Annotated in this window: 19 protein-coding genes and 1 tRNA gene; 17 read left to right on the top strand and 3 right to left on the bottom strand. The window is 72.4% G+C overall.

The genetic code is table 11. The features are described from left to right. Positions 1–67: 67 nt before the first annotated feature. From M2163_RS21390 to M2163_RS21335, 12 genes are all read left to right on the top strand, one after another. A complete protein-coding gene (locus M2163_RS21390; protein WP_020139023.1) occupies positions 68–640 on the top strand; it encodes a YqgE/AlgH family protein in 573 nt (190 codons plus the stop codon). Between the two features lie 29 nt (positions 641–669). Next, positions 670–948 carry a DUF3039 domain-containing protein gene (locus tag M2163_RS21385; RefSeq protein WP_280851195.1) on the top strand — a complete coding sequence of 93 codons (279 nt, stop codon included), beginning with the start codon at positions 670–672 and terminating at the stop codon, positions 946–948. A 181-nt stretch (positions 949–1,129) separates the two neighbouring features. Then, positions 1,130–2,425: an extracellular solute-binding protein gene (locus M2163_RS21380; RefSeq protein WP_280851196.1), complete on the top strand. Its 1,296-nt coding sequence runs from the start codon at positions 1,130–1,132 to the stop codon at positions 2,423–2,425. Beyond that, positions 2,422–3,312 (top strand): sugar ABC transporter permease, encoded by an 891-nt coding sequence (locus M2163_RS21375; protein WP_280894748.1) that lies wholly within the window; start codon positions 2,422–2,424, stop codon positions 3,310–3,312. The genes M2163_RS21380 and M2163_RS21375 overlap by 4 nt, the downstream gene beginning before the upstream one ends. 26 nt (positions 3,313–3,338) lie before the next feature. After that, positions 3,339–4,187, top strand: coding sequence for a carbohydrate ABC transporter permease (locus M2163_RS21370; RefSeq protein ID WP_280897290.1), 849 nt, complete (start codon positions 3,339–3,341; stop codon positions 4,185–4,187). 1 nt (position 4,188) lies between these two features. After that, positions 4,189–5,820, top strand: a complete 1,632-nt coding sequence (locus M2163_RS21365; RefSeq protein ID WP_280894747.1) for a beta-N-acetylhexosaminidase — start codon at positions 4,189–4,191, stop codon at positions 5,818–5,820. A gap of 244 nt (positions 5,821–6,064) precedes the next feature. Further along, entirely contained in the window at positions 6,065–6,958 is an 894-nt protein-coding gene (locus M2163_RS21360; RefSeq protein ID WP_280894746.1) for an FAD binding domain-containing protein, read from the top strand. Then, positions 6,955–8,856, top strand: coding sequence for a 2Fe-2S iron-sulfur cluster-binding protein (locus tag M2163_RS21355; protein ID WP_280851200.1), 1,902 nt, complete (start codon positions 6,955–6,957; stop codon positions 8,854–8,856). Before M2163_RS21360 ends, M2163_RS21355 begins: the two co-directional genes overlap by 4 nt. Next, entirely contained in the window at positions 8,853–11,162 is a 2,310-nt protein-coding gene (locus tag M2163_RS21350) for a molybdopterin cofactor-binding domain-containing protein (protein WP_280894745.1), read from the top strand. The genes M2163_RS21355 and M2163_RS21350 overlap by 4 nt, the downstream gene beginning before the upstream one ends. Further along, on the top strand, positions 11,159–11,287 hold the full coding sequence (locus M2163_RS21345; RefSeq protein WP_260470535.1) for a hypothetical protein: 129 nt from the start codon (positions 11,159–11,161) through the stop codon (positions 11,285–11,287). The genes M2163_RS21350 and M2163_RS21345 overlap by 4 nt, the downstream gene beginning before the upstream one ends. Next, entirely contained in the window at positions 11,287–11,817 is a 531-nt protein-coding gene (locus M2163_RS21340) for an AAA family ATPase (RefSeq protein WP_280894744.1), read from the top strand. The genes M2163_RS21345 and M2163_RS21340 overlap by 1 nt, the downstream gene beginning before the upstream one ends. Positions 11,818–11,949: 132 nt before the next feature. Then, on the top strand, positions 11,950–13,107 hold the full coding sequence (locus tag M2163_RS21335; protein WP_280851203.1) for an SUKH-4 family immunity protein: 1,158 nt from the start codon (positions 11,950–11,952) through the stop codon (positions 13,105–13,107). Position 13,108: 1 nt separating this feature from the next. Here M2163_RS21335 and M2163_RS21330 read toward each other — a convergent pair whose 3' ends face one another. Both M2163_RS21330 and M2163_RS21325 read right to left on the bottom strand, forming a co-directional pair. Continuing rightward, complete coding sequence (locus M2163_RS21330) at positions 13,109–13,300, bottom strand: hypothetical protein (RefSeq protein ID WP_280894743.1); 192 nt, start codon at positions 13,298–13,300, stop codon at positions 13,109–13,111. A 73-nt stretch (positions 13,301–13,373) separates the two neighbouring features. Further along, positions 13,374–13,445, bottom strand: a tRNA-Cys gene (locus tag M2163_RS21325). 175 nt (positions 13,446–13,620) lie between these two features. Between M2163_RS21325 and M2163_RS21320 the strand changes: the two genes are divergently transcribed. The 3 genes from M2163_RS21320 to M2163_RS21310 all read left to right on the top strand — a co-directional run bounded on the left by M2163_RS21320 (position 13,621) and on the right by M2163_RS21310 (position 17,971). Continuing rightward, complete coding sequence (locus M2163_RS21320; protein ID WP_280894742.1) at positions 13,621–15,084, top strand: MFS transporter; 1,464 nt, start codon at positions 13,621–13,623, stop codon at positions 15,082–15,084. A gap of 154 nt (positions 15,085–15,238) precedes the next feature. After that, the gene (locus M2163_RS21315; protein ID WP_280894741.1) at positions 15,239–17,029 is read left to right on the top strand and encodes a DEAD/DEAH box helicase; all 1,791 of its coding nucleotides are present in this window, start codon (positions 15,239–15,241) and stop codon (positions 17,027–17,029) included. Positions 17,030–17,329: 300 nt separating this feature from the next. Continuing rightward, entirely contained in the window at positions 17,330–17,971 is a 642-nt protein-coding gene (locus M2163_RS21310) for a helix-turn-helix domain-containing protein (protein WP_031041623.1), read from the top strand. A 281-nt stretch (positions 17,972–18,252) separates the two neighbouring features. Here M2163_RS21310 and M2163_RS21305 read toward each other — a convergent pair whose 3' ends face one another. Beyond that, on the bottom strand, positions 18,253–19,800 hold the full coding sequence (locus M2163_RS21305; protein ID WP_280894740.1) for a helix-turn-helix domain-containing protein: 1,548 nt from the start codon (positions 19,798–19,800) through the stop codon (positions 18,253–18,255). Between the two features lie 98 nt (positions 19,801–19,898). Here M2163_RS21305 and M2163_RS21300 point away from each other — a divergent pair, with 98 nt between their 5' ends. Next, positions 19,899–20,660, top strand: coding sequence for a chorismate synthase (locus M2163_RS21300; RefSeq protein WP_280894739.1), 762 nt, complete (start codon positions 19,899–19,901; stop codon positions 20,658–20,660). Further along, complete coding sequence (gene menC, locus M2163_RS21295) at positions 20,657–21,805, top strand: o-succinylbenzoate synthase (RefSeq protein WP_280894738.1); 1,149 nt, start codon at positions 20,657–20,659, stop codon at positions 21,803–21,805. Before M2163_RS21300 ends, menC begins: the two co-directional genes overlap by 4 nt. Positions 21,806–21,809 lie beyond the last annotated feature (4 nt).

The following is a 21,809-nucleotide window of genomic DNA, read 5'->3' as shown; positions in this document are numbered from 1 at the left end:
AGCTGCATCCACCGTCGTCGGGGCATTGCCTCCCCACGCGGAGGGAAGATGCGGGATCATGTCTGGCATGACCGAGGTGTCCTCGCTCACAGGGCGGTTGCTCGTGGCAACGCCCGCCCTGGCGGACCCGAACTTCGACCGTGCGGTGGTGCTCCTTCTCGACCACGACGAGGAGGGCTCCCTCGGTGTCGTCCTCAACCGCCCCACCCCGGTGGACGTGGGGGACATCCTGGAGGGCTGGGCCGACCTCGCGGGCGAACCCGGGGTCGTCTTCCAGGGCGGCCCGGTCTCCCTGGACTCGGCCCTGGGGGTCGCCGTCATCCCCGGCGGCGGGGCCGTCGACGGGGCCCCGCTGGGCTGGCGCAGAGTGCACGGCGCGATCGGACTGGTCGACCTGGAGGCCCCGCCGGAGCTGCTCGCCTCGGCCCTCGGCAGCCTGCGCATCTTCGCCGGTTACGCCGGCTGGGGGCCCGGTCAGCTGGAGGACGAGCTGGTCGAGGGCGCCTGGTACGTCGTCGAGTCGGAGCCCGGGGACGTCTCCTCACCGGCCCCGGAGAGACTCTGGCGCGAGGTGCTGCGCCGCCAGCGCAACGAGCTCGCGATGGTGGCCACGTACCCGGACGACCCTTCGCTCAACTGATCCATGTGAGCTTCAGTACTCTTGGGCTTATGAGCACTCTCGAGCCCGAGCGCGGGACTGGTACGGGGACCCTCGTCGAGCCCACGCCGCAGACTTCCCACGGCGACGGCGACCACGAGCGCTTCGCCCACTACGTCCAGAAGGACAAGATCATGGCGAGCGCCCTCGACGGGACCCCCGTCGTGGCGCTGTGCGGCAAGGTGTGGGTACCCGGCCGCGATCCCAAGAAGTACCCCGTGTGTCCCATGTGCAAGGAGATCTACGAGTCCATGGGCTCGGGGGACGACGACAAGGGCGGCGACCAGTAGGACTGCCGCCCGGCTGAGCTTCACAGGGCCCCTGGGGTGCGTACAACGTGCCCCAGGGGCTTTTGCGTGTCACGGATTGGTTGAGACCTCTTGTGGGCGTGTTCATGCAAGCCATAACCTCCGTTGCGTTGAGCGAAACCGTCATTGCATATGTTGCAACGCACGCTCGGAGGAACACTCCATGAAGCTCTCCCCCCGCCTCCCCTCCCTCCTCCTCGCTGCCCTGGTGGTCACCGCCTGCGCGCCCCAGACCTCCTCCAACTCCTCCTCCGACAAGGACGAGAAGACCGGCACCCTGCGCGTCTGGCTCTTCCAGGAGGTCGGCAACAAACCGAAGGAGAAGGTCGTCGACTCGGTCGTCACCGCCTTCGAGAAGGCCCACGACGGCACGAAGGTCGACGTCGAGTACATCCCCGTCGAGACCCGCGCCCAGCGCGTCAAAGCCGCCTTCAACGACCCCTCCTCCGCGCCCGACGTGATGGAGTACGGCAACACCGACACCGCCGGCTACGTGAAGGACGGCGGACTCCTCGACGTCACCGAGGAGTTCGGAGCCTGGAGCGAGTCGAAGGACACCGACCCCACGGCGAGGACCTCGGTCACCGTGGACGGCAAGGTGTACGGCTCGCCCTTCTACGTCGGCGTCCGCGCGCTGTACTACCGCACCGACGTCTTCGACGAACTCGGTCTGGAAGTGCCGAGGACCATGGCCGAGTTGGCGGCGACCGCCCGCAAGATCCGCGCCGCGAAACCCGACTTGTACGGCCTGGTCGTCGGCGGCGCCTACACCTACGGCGCGATGCCCTTCATCTGGGCACACGGCGGCGAACTGGCCACCCGCAAGGCCGGTTCGTACGCCTCCGCGATCTCCGGAGCAGCCGCGCAGAAGGGCATCAAGGAGTACACCTCGCTCTTCACCGACGACAACTGTCCGGCCGCCAAGTGCGCCGGCATGGGCGGCAACGACACGGTCACCGCGTTCGCGGCGGGCAAGGCCGGGATGGCGATCGGCGGCGACTTCAGCCACACGGCCGTGGAGGCAGGGAAGGTCAAGGGCGCGTACGCGGTGGTGCCGCTGCCCGGCACCTCCGCCGGGTCGATCGCTCCCGCCTTCGCCGGCGGCAACAACATCGGGGTGCTGAAGAGCACCTCGCACCGGACGCTGGCCGTCCAACTGATGGAGCGGCTGACGTCGAAGAGGACGCAGGCGGCGATGTTCGACGCGATGGGATTCCTGCCGACGTTCGGGGACGTGCGCGACGAGGTCGCCGCGGAGCACCCGTACGTCAAGCCGTTCGCGCAGACCCTGGCCGCCGGGACGAAGTTCGTGCCCGCGTCGGCAGCGTGGTCGCAGATCGACTCCTCGCTGGTGCTGCCGACGATGTTCCAGGAGGTCGTCAGCGGCAGGAAGAGCGTGGCGGCGGCCTCCGGCGAGGCGGCGAAGAAGATGGACGACGCGTTCGGGTCCGCCGGATGACCTCGGTGACCCACCGCACCGCCCGGACCCCCTGGCTCTATCTCGCCCCCGCCCTGGTCGTCCTCGCCGGACTGCTCGTCTACCCGATCTACCAGCTCGGCTTGATCTCCTTCTTCCAGTACACCCAGGCCCAGGTCAGCGGCGGGCAGCCGACCACCTTCGAGGGGTTCTCGAACTACTCGGCGCTGTTCTCCGACCCGCAGTTCTGGCGGGTCCTGCTCGCCACCGTGCTGTTCGCGGCGGCCTGCGTCGTCTCCACGCTCGCCGTCGGATGCGCGCTGGCCGTGCTCCTCACGCGCGTGCGTGCCGTGCCCCGGCTGGCGTTGCTGCTGGCGGCGCTCGGCGCGTGGGCCACCCCGGCGGTGACCGGGTCGACGGTCTGGCTGTTCCTCTTCGACCCCGACTTCGGCCCGGTGAACCGGCTGCTCGGGCTTGGCGACCACTCCTGGACGTACGGGCGGCTCAGCGCCTTCTTCCTCGTGCTGCTCGAAGTCGTCTGGTGCTCCTTCCCGTTCGTGATGATCACGGTCTACGCCGGCATCCGGGCCGTCCCGGCCGAGGTGCTGGAGGCCGCCGCGCTGGACGGTGCCTCGCAGTGGCGGATCTGGCGGTCGGTCCTCGCGCCGATGCTCCGGCCGATCCTGACCGTGGTCACCATCCAGTCGGTCATCTGGGACTTCAAGGTCTTCACCCAGATCTACGTCATGACGAACGGCGGCGGCATCGCGGGCCAGAACCTCGTCCTGAACGTCTACGCCTACCAACGGGCGTTCGCCTCCTCCCAGTACAGCCTCGGCTCGGCGATCGGCGTGGTGATGCTGCTGATCCTGCTCGCGGTGACACTGGTGTACCTGCGGCTGCTCCACCGACAGGGGGAGGACCTGTGAATCTTCTCCGGCTGAATCTCGTGCGGCTGCGTCTCGTGCGGCTGGATCTTCTACGGCGCCCTTGGCGCGCGGCCGCCGAGGGTGCCGCGTTGCTCATCGCGGCCCTCGTCGCCTTCCCCCTCTACTGGATGGTCCTCGGCGCCTTCAAACCGGCCGGGGAGATCGAGTCGACCGAGCCCCGGCCCTGGACGCTCGCGCCCTCGCTGGATTCCTTCCGGCGTGTGTTCGGGCAGCAGGATTTCGGCCGGTATTTCGTCAACAGCCTTGTCGTCGCATGCAGCGTCGTGATCGTCTCGGCGTTGATCGCGTTTCTCGCGGCGACCGCTGTGACGCGATTCCGCTTCCGCTTCCGGACCACCTTGCTGATCATGTTTCTGGTGGCCCAGACGGTGCCCGTGGAGGCCCTCACCATCCCCTTGTTCTTCCAGATGCGGGACTTCGGACTGCTGAACACCCTGGGCTCGCTGATCCTGCCCCACATCGCCTTCTCGCTGCCCTTCGCGATCTGGATGCTGAGGGGGTTCGTGAAGGCCGTACCGGAGGCTTTGGAGGAGGCCGCCTACATCGACGGGGCGAGCCGCGCGCGATTCCTCTGGCAGATTCTCTTCCCGCTCGTCCTGCCCGGCCTGGTGGCCACGAGCGTGTTCTCCTTCATCTCGGCCTGGAACGATTTCCTCTTCGCCAAGTCGTTCATCATCAGCGACACTTCGCAGTCGACGCTGCCGATGGCCCTGCTCGTTTTCTACAAGCCTGACGAGCCGGACTGGGGCGGGGTCATGGCCGCGTCGACGGTGATGACGATTCCGGTGCTGGTGTTCTTCGTACTCGTACAGCGACGCCTGGTCTCGGGGCTGGGCGGAGCGGTAAAGGACTGACGTGACTTCACTGATTCCGGCACCCGGAGTCCTGCGGCATCCGACGGTGGGCGGGTTCGTGCTCGGCGAGAGCACGGTGCTCGACGCCGGACCCGGCACCGAGGCGACCGCGAGGTGGCTGCGCGGCACGCTCGGTGCCGTCACCGGACTGGCCCTGGCCCCCGGCGCGGGGGACGACGGCGAGGCCATCCGGCTGCGGGTCAGTCCCGGGGACGCCGGCCACCTCGGCCCGGAGGGCTACAAGCTCTACGTCAACGGGGACGACGTCACCATCCACGGCGGCGGGCCGGCCGGGGTCTTCTGGGGCGCCCAGACGCTGCGTCAGCTGCTCGGCCCCGAGGCGTACCGGCGGGCTCCCGTCGACCCCGGCCGGCGATGGCAGCTCCCCGGCACGTTCGTCGAGGACTCGCCGCGGTTCCGCTGGCGCGGCCTCATGCTCGACGTGGCCCGGCACTTCATGCCCAAGGACGGGGTACTGCGCTGTCTCGACCTGATGGCCACGCACAAACTCAACGTCCTCCACTTCCACCTGACGGACGACCAGGGCTGGCGGATCGAGATCGAGAGGTACCCCCGGCTCACCGAAGTGGGTTCATGGCGGGCGCGCACCAAATTCGGCCACCGGGCCTCACCGCTGTGGGAGGAGAAGCCGCACGGCGGTTTCTACACCCGCAACGACATCCGGGAGATCGTCGCCTACGCGGCCGAACGGCATATCACCGTCGTCCCCGAAATCGACGTGCCCGGACACTCGCAGGCCGCCATCGCCGCGTACCCGGAACTCGGCAACACCGATGTCATCGACACGTCCTCCCTCTCGGTCTGGGACAACTGGGGCATCTCCGCAAACGTACTCGCCCCCACTGACAACACCCTGCGCTTCTACGAGGGGGTGTTCGAGGAACTCCTGGAGCTGTTCCCCTCTCAGTTCATTCACGTCGGGGGTGACGAATGCCTCAAGGACCAGTGGAAGCAGTCACCCACCGCCCAGGCCCGCATCAAGGAACTCGGCCTCGCCGACGAGGACGGGCTCCAGTCGTGGTTCATCGGTCACTTCGACCGGTGGCTGACCGCGCGCGGACGCCGGCTCATCGGCTGGGACGAGATCCTGGAGGGCGGTCTCGCCGAGGGAGCAGCCGTCTCCTCCTGGCGCGGCTACCAGGGCGGGATCGCGGCGGCACGATCCGGCCACGACGTCGTCATGTGCCCCGAGCAGCACGTGTACCTGGACTACCGTCAGGACGCCGGCGCGGACGAGCCGGTGCCGATCGCGTACGTCCGCACCCTGGAGGACGTCTACCGCTTCGAGCCCGTTCCGCCGCAGCTCACCGCGGAGGAGGCCGCCCGTGTGCTCGGCGCCCAGGCCAACGTGTGGACCGAGGTGATGGAGGACCAGGGGCGCGTCGACTACCAGACCTTCCCCCGCCTCGTGGCCTTCGCCGAGGTGGCCTGGAGCGCGCTGCCCGCCCCGGCGGAACGGGACTTCGCCGACTTCGAGCGGCGGATGAGCGCGCACTACCGACTGCTCGACGCCCTGGGCGTCGGCTACCGGCCGCCCACGGGACCGCTGCCGTGGCAGAAACGGCCCGGTGTGCTCGGCCGGCCCATCGAAGGGGCGCCCCCGAACAGGTAGGGGAAAAAGAGCCCTAAGGGTCACCGAAGAGTGTCAATCGGTGTGTGTGGGTGATCCCGTGCGAAAACGGACCATCTCCTGGTGGGGTGGGCGAATGCCGCCGAACGCCTCCTAGCGGACCCCTGTCTTCGGGTGTTGCGAAGATGTGCCAGAGTTGCCACGTCCGCCCTGTCAGCACGTACCGTACGGCAGCAACAGGCAGGACCAGCAGGACCAGGTGGGGCAGCGGGAAGGGGCAGCCGGTTTGACCACGCACGCACCGCAGGCGGCGCAGGCCGTCACGCTGCCCACGACGCTGGACGAGGCCGTGGCGGCCCTCACCGCCATGCCCGCCGCCGTGCCCGTCGCCGGCGGCACCGACCTGATGGCCGCCGTCAACTCCGGGCAGCTCAGGCCCGCCGCGCTCGTCGGCCTCGGCCGGATCAGCGAGATCCGCGGCTGGCAGTACCAGGACGGGCACGCCCTGCTCGGCGCGGGACTCACGCACGCGCGCATGGGCCGCCCCGACTTCGCCGCCCTCATCCCGGCGCTCGCGGCCGCCGCCCGCGCCGCCGGTCCGCCGCAGATCCGCAACGCGGGCACCCTGGGCGGCAACATCGCCTCGGCGGCCCCCACGGGCGACGCGCTGCCCGTCCTCGCCGCCCTGGAGGCCACGCTGGTCATCGCGGGCCCCGACGGCGCCCGCCGGGAGATGCCGGTCTCGCACCTGCTGGCCGGCATGGAGATGCTGCGCGCCGGCGAGCTCATCGGCTTCGTGCGGGTGCCGCTGCTGCACGCCCCGCAGGTCTTCCTCAAGGTCACCGGGCGCACCGGACCGGGCCGCGCGATGGCCTCCGTCGCGCTGGTCCTCGACCCGGCCCGGCGCGGGGTCAGGTGCGCCGTCGGTGCCATAGCGCCGATGCCGTTGCGGCCCCTGGACGCCGAGCAGTGGGTCGCCCGGCTCATCGACTGGGACAACAACCGCGCCATCGTCCCGGAGGCCCTGCAAGCCTTCGGCGAGTACGTCGCCGCCGCCTGCATCCCGGACCCGGCACCGGCCCCGGACGGTTCCGTGGCGCAGCATCCGCCCGCGGTACTGCACCTGCGGCGCACCGTCGCCGCGCTGGCCCGGCGAGCACTGGGGAGGGCACTTTCGTGACCGACGACCAGCACGGAGAGGGCACGCCCCGGGCCGCCGGCCGCTGGGACCCGCTGCCCCAGGGTGACTACGACGACGGCGCCACCGCCTTCGTGAAGCTCCCCGAGGGGGGCATCGACGCCCTCCTCGCCTCCACCGACAGTCCGCTCGCCGCGCCCGGTCACGGCTATGTGCCGCCGCAGATAACGGCCGCTCAGGGCGACGGCACCGATCCGGGCGCCTGGACCGTGCCGCCGGCCGAGAGCGCCCAGTGGCCCGACCCGAGCACCCTGCCGCAGGGTCAGACCGGGCAGTTCACATACAACCCCGCGACCACCCAGCAGTGGCACGTGGAGGACACCGCGGCCGCGCCCGCGCCGGGCCACGACGTCACCGGCCAGTGGTCGATCCCCGTCGCCGGCGGCGACCTCCCGGACGAATCGGGCGAGTTCACCACGTCGTCCCTGGTCGAGCAGTGGGGCGGCACCCCTCCGGCGACCCTGCCGGGCGGCGCGGCCGCGCCCTGGGCGACCCAGCCGGCGCAGCCGTGGGGTGACCAGCCCCAGGGCGAGCCGGGAGCGGGCCCCGAGCACGGCGGACCGGCCGGAGAACGGCACCCGCACGTGCCGCACGGCGACGGTCACGGGAGCGGGTTCGACGGCGGCCGCGAAGGCGGCTTCCCCGGAGGTCACGAGGGCGGCTTCGACGACGGCCGCGGTGACGGGTTCGACGACGGTCACGGCGGGGCGGCGGGCGACGGACACGTAGGTCCGCCCGGTGACCGGCACGCGGGTCCTGCCGGTGACGGCCACGCGCACGTGCCCGCCGGTGAGATGCCGGGCGGCGGGGTCGGCGAGGTCATCGAGCGGCACGGCGGCCCGGCCGGCGACGCGCATCTGGCGTCCGCCGCGCACCCCGGGGACCACGCGGTCGCCGACGCCCCGCAGCGACCCGGGCCCGACGAGGAGTCCCACGAGCTGTCGCAGGAGGCCGCTCAGCCGCACGCGGACACCGACGGCCGCGGCACCGGTCTCGCCGAGCCCTCCGCAGCCGCCTCACAGCCCTCACCCGGCCCCGGTGAGACATCGGCGGCCCCCAGGCTCCCCGAGAGTCCGGAAGAGGCCCTGGAGGGCGCTGACGGCCCCGCCGAGCCCGGAGCCGAGCACCCGTCGGCCGCGGGCGAGGGCGAACCGGCCCCGGAGACCGTCGAGGAGCCCGCCCCCGACGCCGACGAGGATCCCGACGACCAGGCCCTCGCGCACCCCGGTGAGGAACACCCCCTCGCCGCCTACGTCCTGCGCGTCAACGGCGTCGACCGCCCCGTCACCGACGCCTGGATCGGCGAGTCGCTGCTCTACGTGCTGCGCGAGCGGCTCGGACTCGCCGGTGCCAAGGACGGCTGCTCGCAGGGCGAGTGCGGGGCGTGCAACGTCCAGGTCGACGGGCGGCTCGTGGCCTCCTGCCTGGTGCCCGCCGTGACCGCCGCCGGCAGCGAGGTCCGTACCGTCGAGGGCCTCGCCGAGGACGGCCGGCCCTCCGACGTGCAGCGGGCGCTCGCCCGGTGCGGGGCCGTGCAGTGCGGCTTCTGCGTGCCCGGCATGGCGATGACGGTGCACGACCTGCTGGAGGGCAACCCCGCCCCCACCGAGCTGGAGACCCGCCAGGCGCTGTGCGGCAACCTCTGCCGCTGCTCCGGCTACCGGGGCGTCGTCGACGCCGTCAAGGAGGTCGTCGCCGAGCGCGAGGCCCACGCGGCGGCCGACGCTGAGACGGACGGCGACGAGGCACGTATTCCGCACCAGGCGGGCCCCGGCGCCGGAGGCGTCAACCCGTCGGCGTTCGACTCCCCGGGCTTCCCGGGCACCTCCGGACCGCATGAGCAGGCGTACGGACAGGGACAGGACGGAGGCCAGGCGTGAGCAACGAAGCCGCCACCGCGACCACCGCCGCGGAGGCAGCACCCGCCCCCGAGCCGATTCCGCACGGCATCGGCGTCTCCCTGCCGGCCGCCGACGCGCGCGCGAAGACCGAGGGCACCTTCCCCTACGCGGCCGACCTGTGGGCCGAGGGCCTGCTGTGGGCGGCCGTCCTGCGCTCCCCGCACGCGCACGCGCGCATCGTGTCCATCGACACCTCGCACGCGCGTGAGATGCCCGGAGTCCGCGCGGTCGTCACCCACGAGGACGTGCCCGGCAGCCCGGTGCACGGCCGCGGCCGGGCCGACCGCCCGGTGTTCGCCTCCGAGGTCGTACGCCACCACGGCGAGCCCATCGCGGCCGTCGCCGCCGACCACCCCGACACCGCGCGCATGGCCGCGGCCGCCGTCATCGTCGAGTACGAGATCCTCGACCCGGTCACCGACCCGGAACAGGCCTTCGAGGCCGAGCTCCTGCACCCCGACGGCAACCTGGTCCGGCACATCCCGCTCCAGCACGGAGACCCCTCCGTGACCGGCGAGATCGTCGTCGAGGGCCAGTACCGCATCGGCCGCCAGGACCCCGCCCCCATCGGCGCCGAGGCCGGACTCGCCGTGCCCCGCCCCGACGGCGGCGTGGAGCTGTACCTGGCCTCCACCGACCCGCACGCCGACCGCGACACCGCCGCCGCCTGCTACGGCCTGGAGCCCGAGCGCGTCAAGGTCGTCGTCACCGGTGTCCCCGGCGCCACCGCCGACCGCGAGGACCAGGGCTTCCAGCTCCCGCTCGGCCTGCTCGCGCTCAAGACGGGCTGCCCGGTCAAGCTGACGGCCACGCGCGAGGAGTCCTTCCTGGGCCACGTGCACCGCCACCCCACCCTGCTCCGCTACCGGCACCACGCCGACGCCGAGGGCAAGCTGGTCAAGGTCGAGGCGCAGATCCTGCTCGACTCGGGCGCCTACGCCGACACCTCCTCGGAGGCCCTGGCCGCCGCCGTGGGCTTCGCCTGCGGGCCGTACGTCGTCCCGAACGCCTTCATCGAGGGCTGGGCCGTGCGCACCAACAACCCGCCCTCAGGACATGTCCGCGGCGAGGGCGCGATGCAGGTCTGCGCCGCCTACGAGGCGCAGATGGACAAGCTGGCCAAGAAGCTGGGCCTCGACCCGGCGGAACTGCGCCTGCGCAACGTACTGGCGACGGGGGACGTTCTCCCCACCGGCCAGACGGTGACCTGTCCGGCCCCGGTCGCCGAACTGCTGCAGGCCGTACGCGACTTCCCGCTGCCCGCGCTGCCCAAGGACACCCCCGAGGACGAGTGGCTGCTGCCCGGCGGCCCCGAGGGCGCGGGCGAACCGGGCGCGATCCGCCGGGGCGTCGGCTACGGCCTCGGCATGGTGCACATGCTGGGCGCGGAAGGCGCGGACGAGGTCTCCACGGCGACCGTGCGGGTCCAGGACGGTGTCGCCACGGTGCTCTGCGCGGCCGTCGAGACCGGTCAGGGCTTCACCACGCTGGCCCGTCAGATCGTCCAGGAGACGCTCGGCATCGACGAGGTCCACGTGGCCCCTGTCGACACCGACCAGCCCCCGGCCGGACCGGGCTGCCGCGGCCGCCACACCTGGGTCTCGGGCGGCGCGGTCGAACGCGCGGCCAAGATGGTCCGCACCCAGCTCCTCCAGCCCCTGGCGCACAAGTTCGGCATGTCCACCGAGCTGCTCCAGATCACCGACGGCAAGATCACCTCGTACGACGGCGTCCTGTCGACGACCGTCACCGAGGCCATGGACGGCAAGGAGCTGTGGGCCACCGCCCAGTGCCGTCCGCACCCCACCGAGCCCCTCAACGAGATGGGCCAGGGCGACGCCTTCGTCGGCATGGCGTTCTGCGCGATCCGCGCGGTGGTCGACGTCGACATCGAACTCGGCTCGGTGCGCGTGGTCGAGCTGGCGCTCGCCCAGGACGTCGGCCGGATCCTCAACCCCGCCCAGCTGGAGGCCCGTATCGAGGCGGGCGTCACGCAGGGCGTCGGCATAGCGCTGACGGAGAACCTGCGCAGCGCGCGCGGGCTGATCCGCCACCCCGACCTCACGGGGTACGCGCTGCCGACGGCCCTGGACGCGCCCGAGATCCGGATCGTCAAGCTGGTCGAGGAGCGGGACGTGGTCGCCCCGTTCGGCGCGAAGGCGGCCAGCGCGGTGCCGGTGGTCACGTCACCGGCGGCCGTCGCCTCCGCCGTACGGGCCGCGACGGGCCGTCCCGTCAACCGGCTGCCGATCCGCCCGCAGGCCGCGGTGGTGACGGACCGGTGAGCACGCCGGGCCAGGAACCGCGCGAGTACGAACCGCCTCCGGGGCTCGGCAAGTTGGCGTTGTGGATCCTCCTCTTCGTGGTCGCGGCGATCGTGGTCGTGGTGGGCGGCGTGTACTTCGCGTGATGCGCGGGGTCGTGCTGGTCACCGGCGTGATGGCGGCCGGGAAGTCGACGGTCGCGCAGGCGCTGGCCGAGCGGTTGCCGCGGGCGGCGCACGTCCGCGGCGACGTGTTCCGGCGGATGATCGTGTCGGGGCGCGAGGAGTACACCCCCGGGGCCTCCGCGGAGGCCACCGCCCAACTCCGCCTGCGGTACCGCCTGTCGGCGGCGACGGCGGACGCGTACGCCGAGGCCGGGTTCACGGCCGTCGTGCAGGACGTGGTTCTCGGCGCGGACCTGACGGCGTACGTCCAACTGGTCCGCACCCGCCCCCTGTACGTCGTCGTCCTGGCGCCGGACGCCGGGACGGTGGCCGCCCGGGAGGCGGCCCGGACGAAGACGGGCTACGGGCCGGCCTGGACGGTTCCCGCGCTGGACGCGGCGCTGCGGGCGTCGACCCCGCCGATCGGCCTGTGGCTGGACACCTCCGCGCAGACCCCCGCACAGACGGTGGAGGCGATTCTCGCGGGGCGGGAACGCGCGCGGGTGCTCTGACGTCTCCTTGGTACGGGGGCGTTGTCAGTGGTGGCGCGTAGTGTTTCGAGCAGTGGGGGACGCGCGCAGGCCCGACGGGTTCGCCGTGCCGTGCCCGGCCAGGGGACTGCGTACGAAGCACACGGGGGAGCCATGAGCGCGACCGATGCCGCCGTAGCGGCGATCACACTGACCGAGGACGAACTGCAGCCGTACATCTCGCACGCCTCGACCCGCCGCTGGCTCAGCGGCCCCGGACTGCCGGTCGACAGCGACCTGTTCACCTTCGAGGAACTGCGCAGACAGGGCCTGCGGACGGTGGCCGACGCGACCGCCGACCCCGGCGGCCGGCTCAGTGAGGAGCTGCGCGGCCAGCTGGTGATCGGCGGACTCACGGACCTGCACGGCAGGGAGACGGAGTCGGTCCTGCTCGACGGAGTCACCGGCGAGGTCTCCACGACGGCGTTCTTCCCCGCCCGCCCCGAGCTGATGGACCGCACCCCCCTGGCCCCGTCGCTCCCCACCCTGGTCCGCTTCGCCACGGCGACCGACGAACTGACGGAGGTGCGCGGCCAGTTCGCCGCCTACGCCGGCCGCTTCGGACCTACGGCCGTGGAGGACGCGACGCGCCAGCTGCTGACGGTGTTCGAGGAGGGCACGGGCGGCGATGTGCCGACGTTCTGGAAGATCGCGGCCCTGATCCGCCCCCTGGCCCTGGTGGCGGGCCCGGGCACCGACTCCGGCCTGGCCCTGGACCTGCCGCCGCGCCTCCTGGACCACGAGTTCGGCCGCAACAGGGTCGCCCGCTTCGAGGACATCGACTTCCCGTCCACCCTCACCCACGCCCCGACCCGCCGCTTCCTCGCCCAGACCGGCCTGCCCGAGGACGGCGTCCTCTTCCACACCGACCCGGACGCCCCGCTGCCGACCCTCGCGGAGCACCGGGCCGAGCACCTGGTCGCCCTGCCGCCGCGGGCCGGCCACCTGATCGTCCTCGGCCATCTGATCGAGGACAACACCCTGGTCGTCGACGGCGAGACGGGCGCGGTCCTGAACTGGAGCGAGCGCGAGGGCACGCTCCACCCCCTGAACACCGACATCTCCACGCTCGCCTTCACCCTCTGGCTCCTGCACCGGGAGCGCCGGATCGACGAGTCCCTCGCCCACGAGTTGACCAACACGCTGTACGTCCAGGTCGCCAAGACGATGATCCGAGCCCTGTCCACCATCGACCCCACGGGCACGACGACGGACGCGGACTGGCACTACTGGACGGAGCTGTTCCAGGACGAGGTGGGCGGGGTGCTGTGAGCTACGTCTTCGTACCCGACCTCGCGAGGCCCGGCCCCTGACCCGGACGCGTCGTGTGGTCGCCGGCCGGCCTTGCCGCGGAACCGCTGCCGACGGCGACGGGTGCCTCCGGCACCGAGCCCGGCACCTTCACGTTGTCCAGCAGATGCTGGCCCTGCCGGTCGACGGCCCGGGTGACGGACTCCTGCAACACACCGAAGGCGAACGCCCCACGCGGCCACCTGCGTGGGGGTGTCGAGCCTTCGTTTTGCTGGTGAGGCGCTAAGAGGCCGTGGCGGGAATCGAACCCGCGTAACTCGCTTTGCAGGCGAGTCCCTGAGCCACTCGGGCACACGGCCGGGGTGAACCGGTGACTTGACCGTAGGGGGCGGGTGAGGGGTGGTTCAAGCAGGGCGTGGGGGCTGCAACGGGACTGCCATACGCCGTTCATGAACGGTCGTACGACCAAGGTCTCAGGGGGAAGGAGGCTTTCGACAGGGGTGAAGAGGGGGTGAGGACCTTACGCTGGCGGGCATGGCAGTGCTGGAACCACGTGACGCCGGTGTCACCGACGACCCTGAGGCCCCCTCCGCCGACGAGAGGGAGGAGGGGGTGCTGGGGCGTTCCTACCGGGCGTTGAGCATCGGGATCGTGTCCGTGGTGCTGCTGATCGCGTTCGAGGCGACCGCCGTGGGGACCGCGATGCCCGTCGCCGCGCGGGAGTTGGACGGGGTCGGGCTGTACGCGTTCGCCTTCTCCGGGTACTTCACCACCAGCCTGTTCGGGATGGTGCTGGCCGGGCAGTGGGCGGATCGGCGGGGGCCGCTGGGGGCGTTGAGCGGGGGGATCGCCGCGTTCGCCGCCGGGTTGCTGCTCTCCGGGACCGCCGGCGCGATGTGGCTGTTCATCCTCGGGCGGGCCGTGCAGGGGTTCGGGGGCGGGCTGGTCATCGTGGCGCTGTACGTCGTCGTCGGGCGGGCCTATCCGGAGCGGCTGCGGCCCGCGATCATGGCGGCGTTCGCGGCCGGCTGGGTGGTGCCGTCGATCGTGGGGCCCCTCGCGGCCGGAGCCGTGACCGAGCACCTGGGCTGGCGGTGGGTGTTCGTCGGGATCCCGGTGCTGGTCGTCTTCCCGCTGGCCCTCGCCCTTCCCCGGATACGGCAGCGGGCCGCGGGACCGGTGGACGGCCGTGCCCCCGGTGGCGCCGACCGGCGCCGCATCCGGCTCGCCCTCGGGATCTCCGTCGGTGCCGGGCTCCTCCAGTACGCCGCCCAGGACCTGCGTCCCCTCTCCCTGCTCCCCGGCCTCGCGGGCGTGGCCCTGCTCGTGCCGGCCGTGCTCGGGCTGCTGCCGCGCGGTACGTACCGGGCGGCGCGCGGGTTGCCCTCCGTCGTGCTGCTGCGCGGGGTCGCCGCGGGGTCCTTCGTCGCCGCGGAGTCCTTCGTGCCGTTGATGCTCGTCACCCAGCGGGGCCTGTCGCCGACGCTCGCCGGGTTCTCCCTCGCGGCCGGCGGGGCGACCTGGGCGCTGGGGTCCTGGGTGCAGTCCCGGGCGCGCGTGGAGCCGTACCGGGAACGGCTGATGACCTCGGGGATGGTGCTGGTCGCGGCCGCGATCGCCGCCGCGCCGAGTGTGCTGATCGACTCCGTGCCGGTGTGGACGGTCGCCGTCGCCTGGGGTTTCGGCTGTTTCGGCATGGGGCTGGTGATCTCCTCCACCAGCGTGCTCCTGCTGCAGCTGTCCGCCCCGGAGGAGGCCGGCAGCAACTCCGCCGCCCTCCAGATCTCCGACGGCCTCTCCAACGCCGTCCTGCTCGCGGCGGGCGGCGCGGCCTTCGCGGCGCTGGGCGGCGGCACGGTGAGCCATACGGCGGCACAGGCGTCCGGCTCCCACCCGGCCGCGTTCGCCGTGGTGTTCCTGCCGATGGCGGGGGTGGCGCTGGTGGGGGCGTGGGTGACGACCCGGCTGCACGCCAGGACAGGGTCCGCCCGCACCTGAACGGACACCCGCCGGCCGGACCCACTGTGACCTCGGTCCCACCCGCTGCCGCCCCGGCCCCGTCCGCCCGTCGGCAGGAGCGGGCCGCCGGTAAGGTGACCCGGTCGTCATACACGGCCGAAGACCGCCCGACCGCTCGACCCCGACGGAGACCGTGACTACCACCGCCGCCTCCTCCCACCACCTTTCCCCCGCCTTCCCCGGCCGGGCCCCCTGGGGTACCGCCAGCAAGCTGCGTGCGTGGCAGCAAGGGGCGATGGAGAAGTACGTCCAGGAGCAGCCGCGTGACTTCCTGGCCGTCGCGACGCCCGGAGCCGGCAAGACGACCTTCGCGCTCACGCTCGCGTCCTGGCTGCTGCACCACCATGTCGTGCAGCAGGTGACGGTCGTCGCGCCGACCGAGCATCTGAAGAAGCAGTGGGCCGAGGCGGCGGCGCGGATAGGGATCAAGCTGGATCCCGAGTACAGCGCCGGGCCGCTCGGCAAGGACTATCACGGTGTCGCCGTCACCTACGCGGGTGTGGGCGTGCGGCCCATGCTCCACCGCAACCGGGTCGAGCAGCGCAAGACCCTCGTCATCCTCGACGAGATCCACCACGCCGGTGACTCCAAGTCCTGGGGCGAGGCCTGTCTCGAGGCCTTCGAGCCCGCCACGCGCCGGCTCGCGCTCACCGGTACGCCGTTCCGGTCCGACACCAACCCGATCCCCTTCGTGACGTACGAGGAGGGCAACGACGGGATCCGCAGGTCGGCCGCCGACTACACCTACGGGTACGGCAACGCGCTGGCCGACCACGTCGTGCGGCCCGTCATCTTCCTCTCCTACAGCGGCAACATGCGCTGGCGGACCAAGGCGGGGGACGAGATCGCCGCCCGGCTCGGGGAGCCGATGACCAAGGACGCGATCAGCCAGGCCTGGCGTACGGCCCTCGATCCGCGCGGTGAGTGGATGCCGAGCGTGCTGCGCGCCGCCGACCAGCGGCTCACCGAGGTCAGGAAGGCCATCCCGGACGCCGGCGCCCTCGTCATCGCCTCCGACCAGGACTCCGCGCGCGCCTACGCCAAGCTGATCCGGGAGATCACCGGCACCAGGGCGACCCTCGTCCTGTCCGACGACGCGGGCGCCTCGAAGAGGATCGACGACTTCAGCCAGAGCAACGACCGGTGGATGGTCGCCGTGCGGATGGTGTCGGAGGGCGTCGACGTGCCGCGGCTGGCGGTGGGCGTGTACGCCACGACCATCTCCACGCCCCTCTTCTTCGCCCAGGCCGTCGGCCGTTTCGTACGGTCCCGGCGGCGCGGCGAGACCGCCTCCGTGTTCCTGCCGACCGTGCCGGACCTGCTCACCTTCGCCAACGAGATGGAGGTGGAACGGGACCACGCCCTCGACAAGCCGAAGAAGGAGGGCGAGGAGGACCCGTACGCCGAGTCCGAGAAGGAGATGGAGGAGGCGAACAAGGAGCAGGACGAGGACACCGGCGAGCAGGAGCAGTTCGCCTTCGAGGCGCTGGAGTCCGAGGCCGTCTTCGACCGCGTCCTCTACGACGGTGCCGAGTTCGGCATGCAGGCGCATCCGGGGAGCGAGGAGGAGCAGGACTACCTCGGCATCCCGGGCCTCCTTGAGCCGGACCAGGTGCAGCTGCTGCTGCAGAAGCGGCAGGCCCGGCAGATCGCGCACAGCCGCAAGAAGCCGGACAGCGAGGCGGACCTGCTGGAGCTGCCCGCCGAGCGGCGGCCCGTCGTCTCGCACAAGGAGATGATGGAGCTGCGCAAGCAGCTCAACACCATGGTCAGCGCCTACGTCCACCAGAGCGGCAAGCCCCACGGCGTGATCCACACCGAGCTGCGCCGGGTCTGCGGCGGGCCGCCGAGCGCCGAGGCCACGGCCGGGCAGCTGCGGCAGCGGATCGCCAAGGTGCAGGAGTGGGCCACCCGGATGCGGTGAAGCCTGCGGGAGACCGGCCCCCCGGGACCGTACGTATCAGGGCAAACGGAGTGGTCCGTACCGGCTGCTGCCCGGATTCTGGACGGAGGCTTCCGCTGAGCGAACCCGCTTCGCTACTGTCCCGCTACGCACACGCCCCGTGGCAGCGCCGCCGCGGAGCGCAGCCGTGAAGCGACGCGGCCCGGTAAGAGACCGGGTCGCCGGCCGATCGGCGGCCTCTGAAGCGCGTCACTGACGGGACTCGGTGACGCATCCGCCGCGAAGGGGCTGCCGACCTCACCACTTGGAGGAGTGGGCGTCGTGACCGCGGAGACCTCTCAGACGCTTGACCGGGGACTGCGTGTCCTCAAGCTCCTGGCCGACACGGACCACGGGCTCACCGTCACCGAGCTTTCCAACAAACTGGGTGTGAACCGGACCGTTGTGTACCGGTTGTTGGCCACGCTGGAGCAGCACGCCCTCGTCCGGCGTGATCTCGGCGGTCGTGCCCGGGTGGGCCTCGGGGTGCTGCGACTCGGACGGCAGGTGCATCCGCTGGTACGGGAGGCCGCGCTGCCCGCGCTGCGATCGCTCGCGGAGGACATCGGGGCGACGGCCCACCTCACGTTGGTGGACGGTGCCGAGGCGCTGGCCGTGGCCGTCGTGGAACCCACGTGGACGGACTATCACGTGGCCTATCGGGCGGGTTTCCGGCACCCGCTGGACCGGGGCGCGGCGGGGCGGGCGATCCTCGCCGCTCGGCAGCAGGGGTTCGGGGAGCCGGGGTACATGCTGACGCACGGCGAGCTGGAGGCCGGGGCGAGTGGGGCGGCCGCGCCGTTGCTCGGGGTCACCGGGGTCGAGGGCAGTGTCGGGGTCGTGATGCTGGCGGACGCGGTGCCGGAGCGGGTGGGGCCGCGGGTGGTGGATGCGGCGCGAGAGGTTGCGGAGGCGTTGCGCTGAGCGTGGCGGTGTCGTGCGGGTTCGTTGTCGGCTGCGGGGCCGGTGGGGGCTGGTCGCGCAGTTCCCCGCGCCCCTGGGTGGGTGTGGTTGCCGTCGGCCGATCGGTGCCCGCGCTGGATCGGCCGTGAGGGTTCGTCGTCGGCTGTCGGGTCGGTGGGGGCTGGTTGCGCAGTTCCCCGCGCCCCTGGGTGGGTGAAGTCGCCGTCGGCCTGCATGCCCCCGTGTTGCATCGTCCGTCGTCCGTCGTCCGCCGTCCGGCGCCCGCTGGCTTGGTCGCGTTCTCAGGCGGTAGTCGACTCCGGGCCGAGGCCTGCCAGCAGTCTCAGCTGGAGCCAGAGCATCAGGCGTTCGTCGGGGTCGTCCAGGTTGATGCCGAGTTGGTGGCGCAGTTGCTTCAACCGGTAACGGCATGTGTTGGGGTGCACGGCGAGTGACTTCGCCGCGCCCGCCATGTCGCAGCCCGCGTCGAGCCAGCACACCAGCGTGCGGGCGTGGTCGGTGCCGTGCTTCTCGTCGTACGCCAGGACCCGCCGCCAGGAGCCTTCCGTCAACTCCCGCCGTTCGGTGAGTACTTCGGCCAGGCGCAGCAGCGTGACCCGGGGCCGTACCTCGTCGACCGTCGCCACCGGCAGCGAGGGTCCCAGCACCCGCAGCACCAGGTCGGCGTCGGCACGTGACCCGGCCGCCTCCGCGAGCCCCGCCACCATCGCGCCCAGCCCCGCCCGCACCGGCACCCTGAGTGCCTGGCCGGCCCGCGCCACGATGTCCTCGGCCAGCCGCCGGTGCCGGGCTCCGGGTGCCGGCAGCAGCGCGTACACGACCCCGTCGAGCAGGACGCACGCGTGCCGCCCGTACCGCGCCTCGCACTGGAGCCGTACGACGTCCAGCAGCCGCAGCCCGGTCTGCCCGGCGTCCGGGAGGCCGGCCGCGTCCGGTACGAAGGCCGCCACCCGCACCGGCCCCTCGACCCCCAGCCGGGCGGCGGAGGCCGCCGTGTCCGCCGTGCCGTCCAGCACCCGTCGCAGCAGGTCACCGCTCTGGTGCCGGGCCAGCTCCTGGGCCGCGCGCGCCCGCAGGAGCAGCAGGGCCGCCGTCGACGCCCCCTGGACAAGTGTGTCCGCCGCGTCCGCCGCGAGCGTGCCGTCGTCGACGACCCACACCGAGCCCAGGGTCTCCCCGCCGGCCCGGACGGCGACCGCCAGACGCGGCAGGGCCCCCTCCCGCAGCGCGGGCAGCCGCAGCGGGCCGGCGGCCGCGAACAGCCCCCGGTACTGGTCGGTGTTCTCCACGTCCACCGGCACCTGGAGGCCCAGGATCCCCTGGCGGCGGTCCTCGTCGACCGGCTGGCCCGGGACGGTGGAGTACGCGAGGATCCGCCGCCGCGGGTCCTCCACGGCGGTGGCCCCACCGGTCGCCGTCGCGATGGCGTCGGCGAGCGCGAAGAGGTCGCCGTGTCCGCCCGTGGACGAGACCGGCCGGGAGCCGGTCGCCGACGCCAGCAGCAGGTGCGCGCGGTGCCAGGGGGTGTCCTCGGCGACGGACAGCAGCGCCACGCCGTACGTCTCGGCCTCCGCCGCCGGCCCGTCCGGGCCCCGGACCACCAGGCCGGTCATCCCGGCCTCCGCGACCGCCCGCGCCAGCGGCCCGGCCGCGGCCGCCCGCACCCCGACGGCCAGCAGCAGCGCCCCCGGCACCCGGGGGAGCGGGGCGTGGGCGTCGTACAGGACCACCTCGGTGACCGGGGCGGCGAGCCCGGCGGGCGCGGTGTGCAGGTGTACGGAGGTGCCGCCGACGACGTCCAGGAGGTCACCGAGGGTGCAGGCGTCCATGGGTACCTCCCGCGCTTTGGCCGTTCCGCAAAGGAACGTAGGCAGACGTTGTCCGCCTGCACAACCCCGGGTGGCCGCGCGGATCCAAGACTGGGCACATGACCGCAGTGAGCATCCGTACCGTCCACGACGTCGCCGGCCTCGGTGCCGTCAGCGCGTACTTCGGCGAGGTGTGGCGGACCCCGCCCGCCGCCCCGCCCTATCCGGCCGAGGTGCTGCACAGCCTGGTGCACGCGGGCGGCGCGGTGCACGCGGCCCACGAGGGGCAGCGCCTCGCCGGGGCCTGTGTCGCCGTGTTCGGGCCGCCGGGCTCGGGGGAGGCGTACTCCCTGGTGGCCGCGGCGGAACCCGGGCTCGGGCAGGCGGTGAAGCAGGCGCAGCGGGCCTGGGCGCTCGGTCTCGGCGCCCGCACCATGCGCTGGACCTTCGACCCGCTGGTCGCCCGCAACGCCCGCTTCAACCTGGCCAAGCTCGGCGCGGCCGGCACCGAGTACCTCGTCGACTTCTACGGCCCCATGCGGGACGGCGTGAACGGCGGCGACGAGAGCGACCGGCTGACGGTGACCTGGGACCTGACGGCGCCCGGACAGCCGTACGACCCGGGGCATCGCGAGGACGCGCCCGCCACCCGTCGCGCCCCCGACGGAGGAGTCCTCGCCCGCCGCGACCCCGCGGACCTGCACATCTGGTGCCGGGTCCCGGACGACGTCGTCAAGCTGCGGGCCGCCGACCCGGCGCTCGCGCTGCGCTGGCGGCATGCCGTGCGCGAGGTGTTCACGGAGGCGTTCGGGCGGGGGTTCCGGGCGACCGGCATGTCCCGGGACGGCTGGTACACGCTCACGAGGGAGGCCGCCGCATGAAGCTGGAGCGCGTGGAAGTCGTCCATGTGGCGATCCCGCTGGTCAGCCCCTTTAGGACCTCGTTCGGCACGATGACCGTCAAGGACACCTTCCTGCTGCACGTCGTCACGGACACCGCCGAGGGCTGGTCGGAGTTCGCCGCCGACCCCCAGCCGCGCTACTGCTCGGAGTTCGTGGCGGGCGCGGAACTCGTGCTGCGGGACTTCCTGGTGCCGAGGGTGGCGGCTCTGCCCGCCCCGACGGCGGCTCTGGTCGGGCCCGCCGTCAGCGGGATCAAGGGGCACGAACTGGCGAAGGCGGCCCTGGAGACGGCGGTCCTGGACGCGGAGCTGCGCTCGTACGGCATGCCGCTGGCGGTATACCTCGGCGCGGTGCGCGACCGGGTGCCGGCGGGGGTCTCGGTGGGCATCAAGGAGTCCGTGCCGCAGCTGCTGGACGACGTCGAGCGGTATCTCGCCGAGGGGTACGTCCGGATCAAGCTGAAGATCGAACCGGGCTGGGACATCGAGCCGGTCCGGGCCGTGCGCGAGCGCTTCGGGGACGCGCTGCCCCTCCAGGTCGACGCCAACACCGCGTACACGCTCGCGGACGCGGAACACCTGCGGCGCCTCGACGCGTTCGGGCTGCTGCTGATCGAGGAGCCGCTGGACGAGAACAACCTGTACGGCCACGCGCGCCTCCAGAGCCGTGTCGCCACCCCCGTCCGCCTGGACGAGTCGCTGCACAACGCCCGGGACACCGCCTCCGCGATCGCGATGGACGCGTGCCGGGTGGTCAATGTGAAGCCCGCGCGCGTGGGCGGATACCTGGAGGCCCGCCGCATCCACGACGTGGCCCGCGCGCACGGTGTGCCGGTGTGGTGCGGGGGCATGCTGGAGACGGGAATCGGCCGCGCCGCGAACCTCGCCCTGGCCGCCCTGCCCGGCTTCACGCTCCCCGGCGACACCTCGGCCTCCTCCCGCTACTTCGCCGAGGACATCACCGAGCCGTTCGTGCTGGCGGACGGCCACCTTCCGGTGCCGCGCGGGCCGGGTATCGGTGTCGAACCGCTTCCGGACGTCCTACGGCGCTTCACCCGTCGCGCGACGGGATCTGTACCGGGGTTGACCGGCTCGTGGCCGGAACTGACCGCCGCGTTAGATTGATCCC

Origin of the sequence: Streptomyces sp. SAI-135 (genome assembly GCF_029893805.1) — a bacterium.
Taxonomy (GTDB): Bacteria; Actinomycetota; Actinomycetes; order Streptomycetales; family Streptomycetaceae; genus Streptomyces.
Note: the sequence above shows the minus strand (reverse complement) of the source record. Positions and strands in the feature narration are given on the sequence as shown.

What these genes read in the sequence shown, in the direction of transcription:
- M2163_RS21340 (WP_280894744.1), top strand. Translation starts at nt 11,287, where the DNA reads ATGCGCGGGGTCGTGCTGGTCACCGGCGTGATGGCGGCCGGGAAGTCG.
- menC (WP_280894738.1), top strand. Translation starts at nt 20,657, where the DNA reads ATGAAGCTGGAGCGCGTGGAAGTCGTCCATGTGGCGATCCCGCTGGTC.
- M2163_RS21300 (WP_280894739.1), top strand. Translation starts at nt 19,899, where the DNA reads ATGACCGCAGTGAGCATCCGTACCGTCCACGACGTCGCCGGCCTCGGT.
- M2163_RS21390 (WP_020139023.1), top strand. Translation starts at nt 68, where the DNA reads ATGACCGAGGTGTCCTCGCTCACAGGGCGGTTGCTCGTGGCAACGCCC.
- M2163_RS21375 (WP_280894748.1), top strand. Translation starts at nt 2,422, where the DNA reads ATGACCTCGGTGACCCACCGCACCGCCCGGACCCCCTGGCTCTATCTC.
- M2163_RS21305 (WP_280894740.1), bottom strand. Translation starts at nt 19,800, where the DNA reads ATGGACGCCTGCACCCTCGGTGACCTCCTGGACGTCGTCGGCGGCACC.
- M2163_RS21380 (WP_280851196.1), top strand. Translation starts at nt 1,130, where the DNA reads ATGAAGCTCTCCCCCCGCCTCCCCTCCCTCCTCCTCGCTGCCCTGGTG.
- M2163_RS21385 (WP_280851195.1), top strand. Translation starts at nt 670, where the DNA reads ATGAGCACTCTCGAGCCCGAGCGCGGGACTGGTACGGGGACCCTCGTC.
- M2163_RS21335 (WP_280851203.1), top strand. Translation starts at nt 11,950, where the DNA reads ATGAGCGCGACCGATGCCGCCGTAGCGGCGATCACACTGACCGAGGAC.
- M2163_RS21320 (WP_280894742.1), top strand. Translation starts at nt 13,621, where the DNA reads ATGGCAGTGCTGGAACCACGTGACGCCGGTGTCACCGACGACCCTGAG.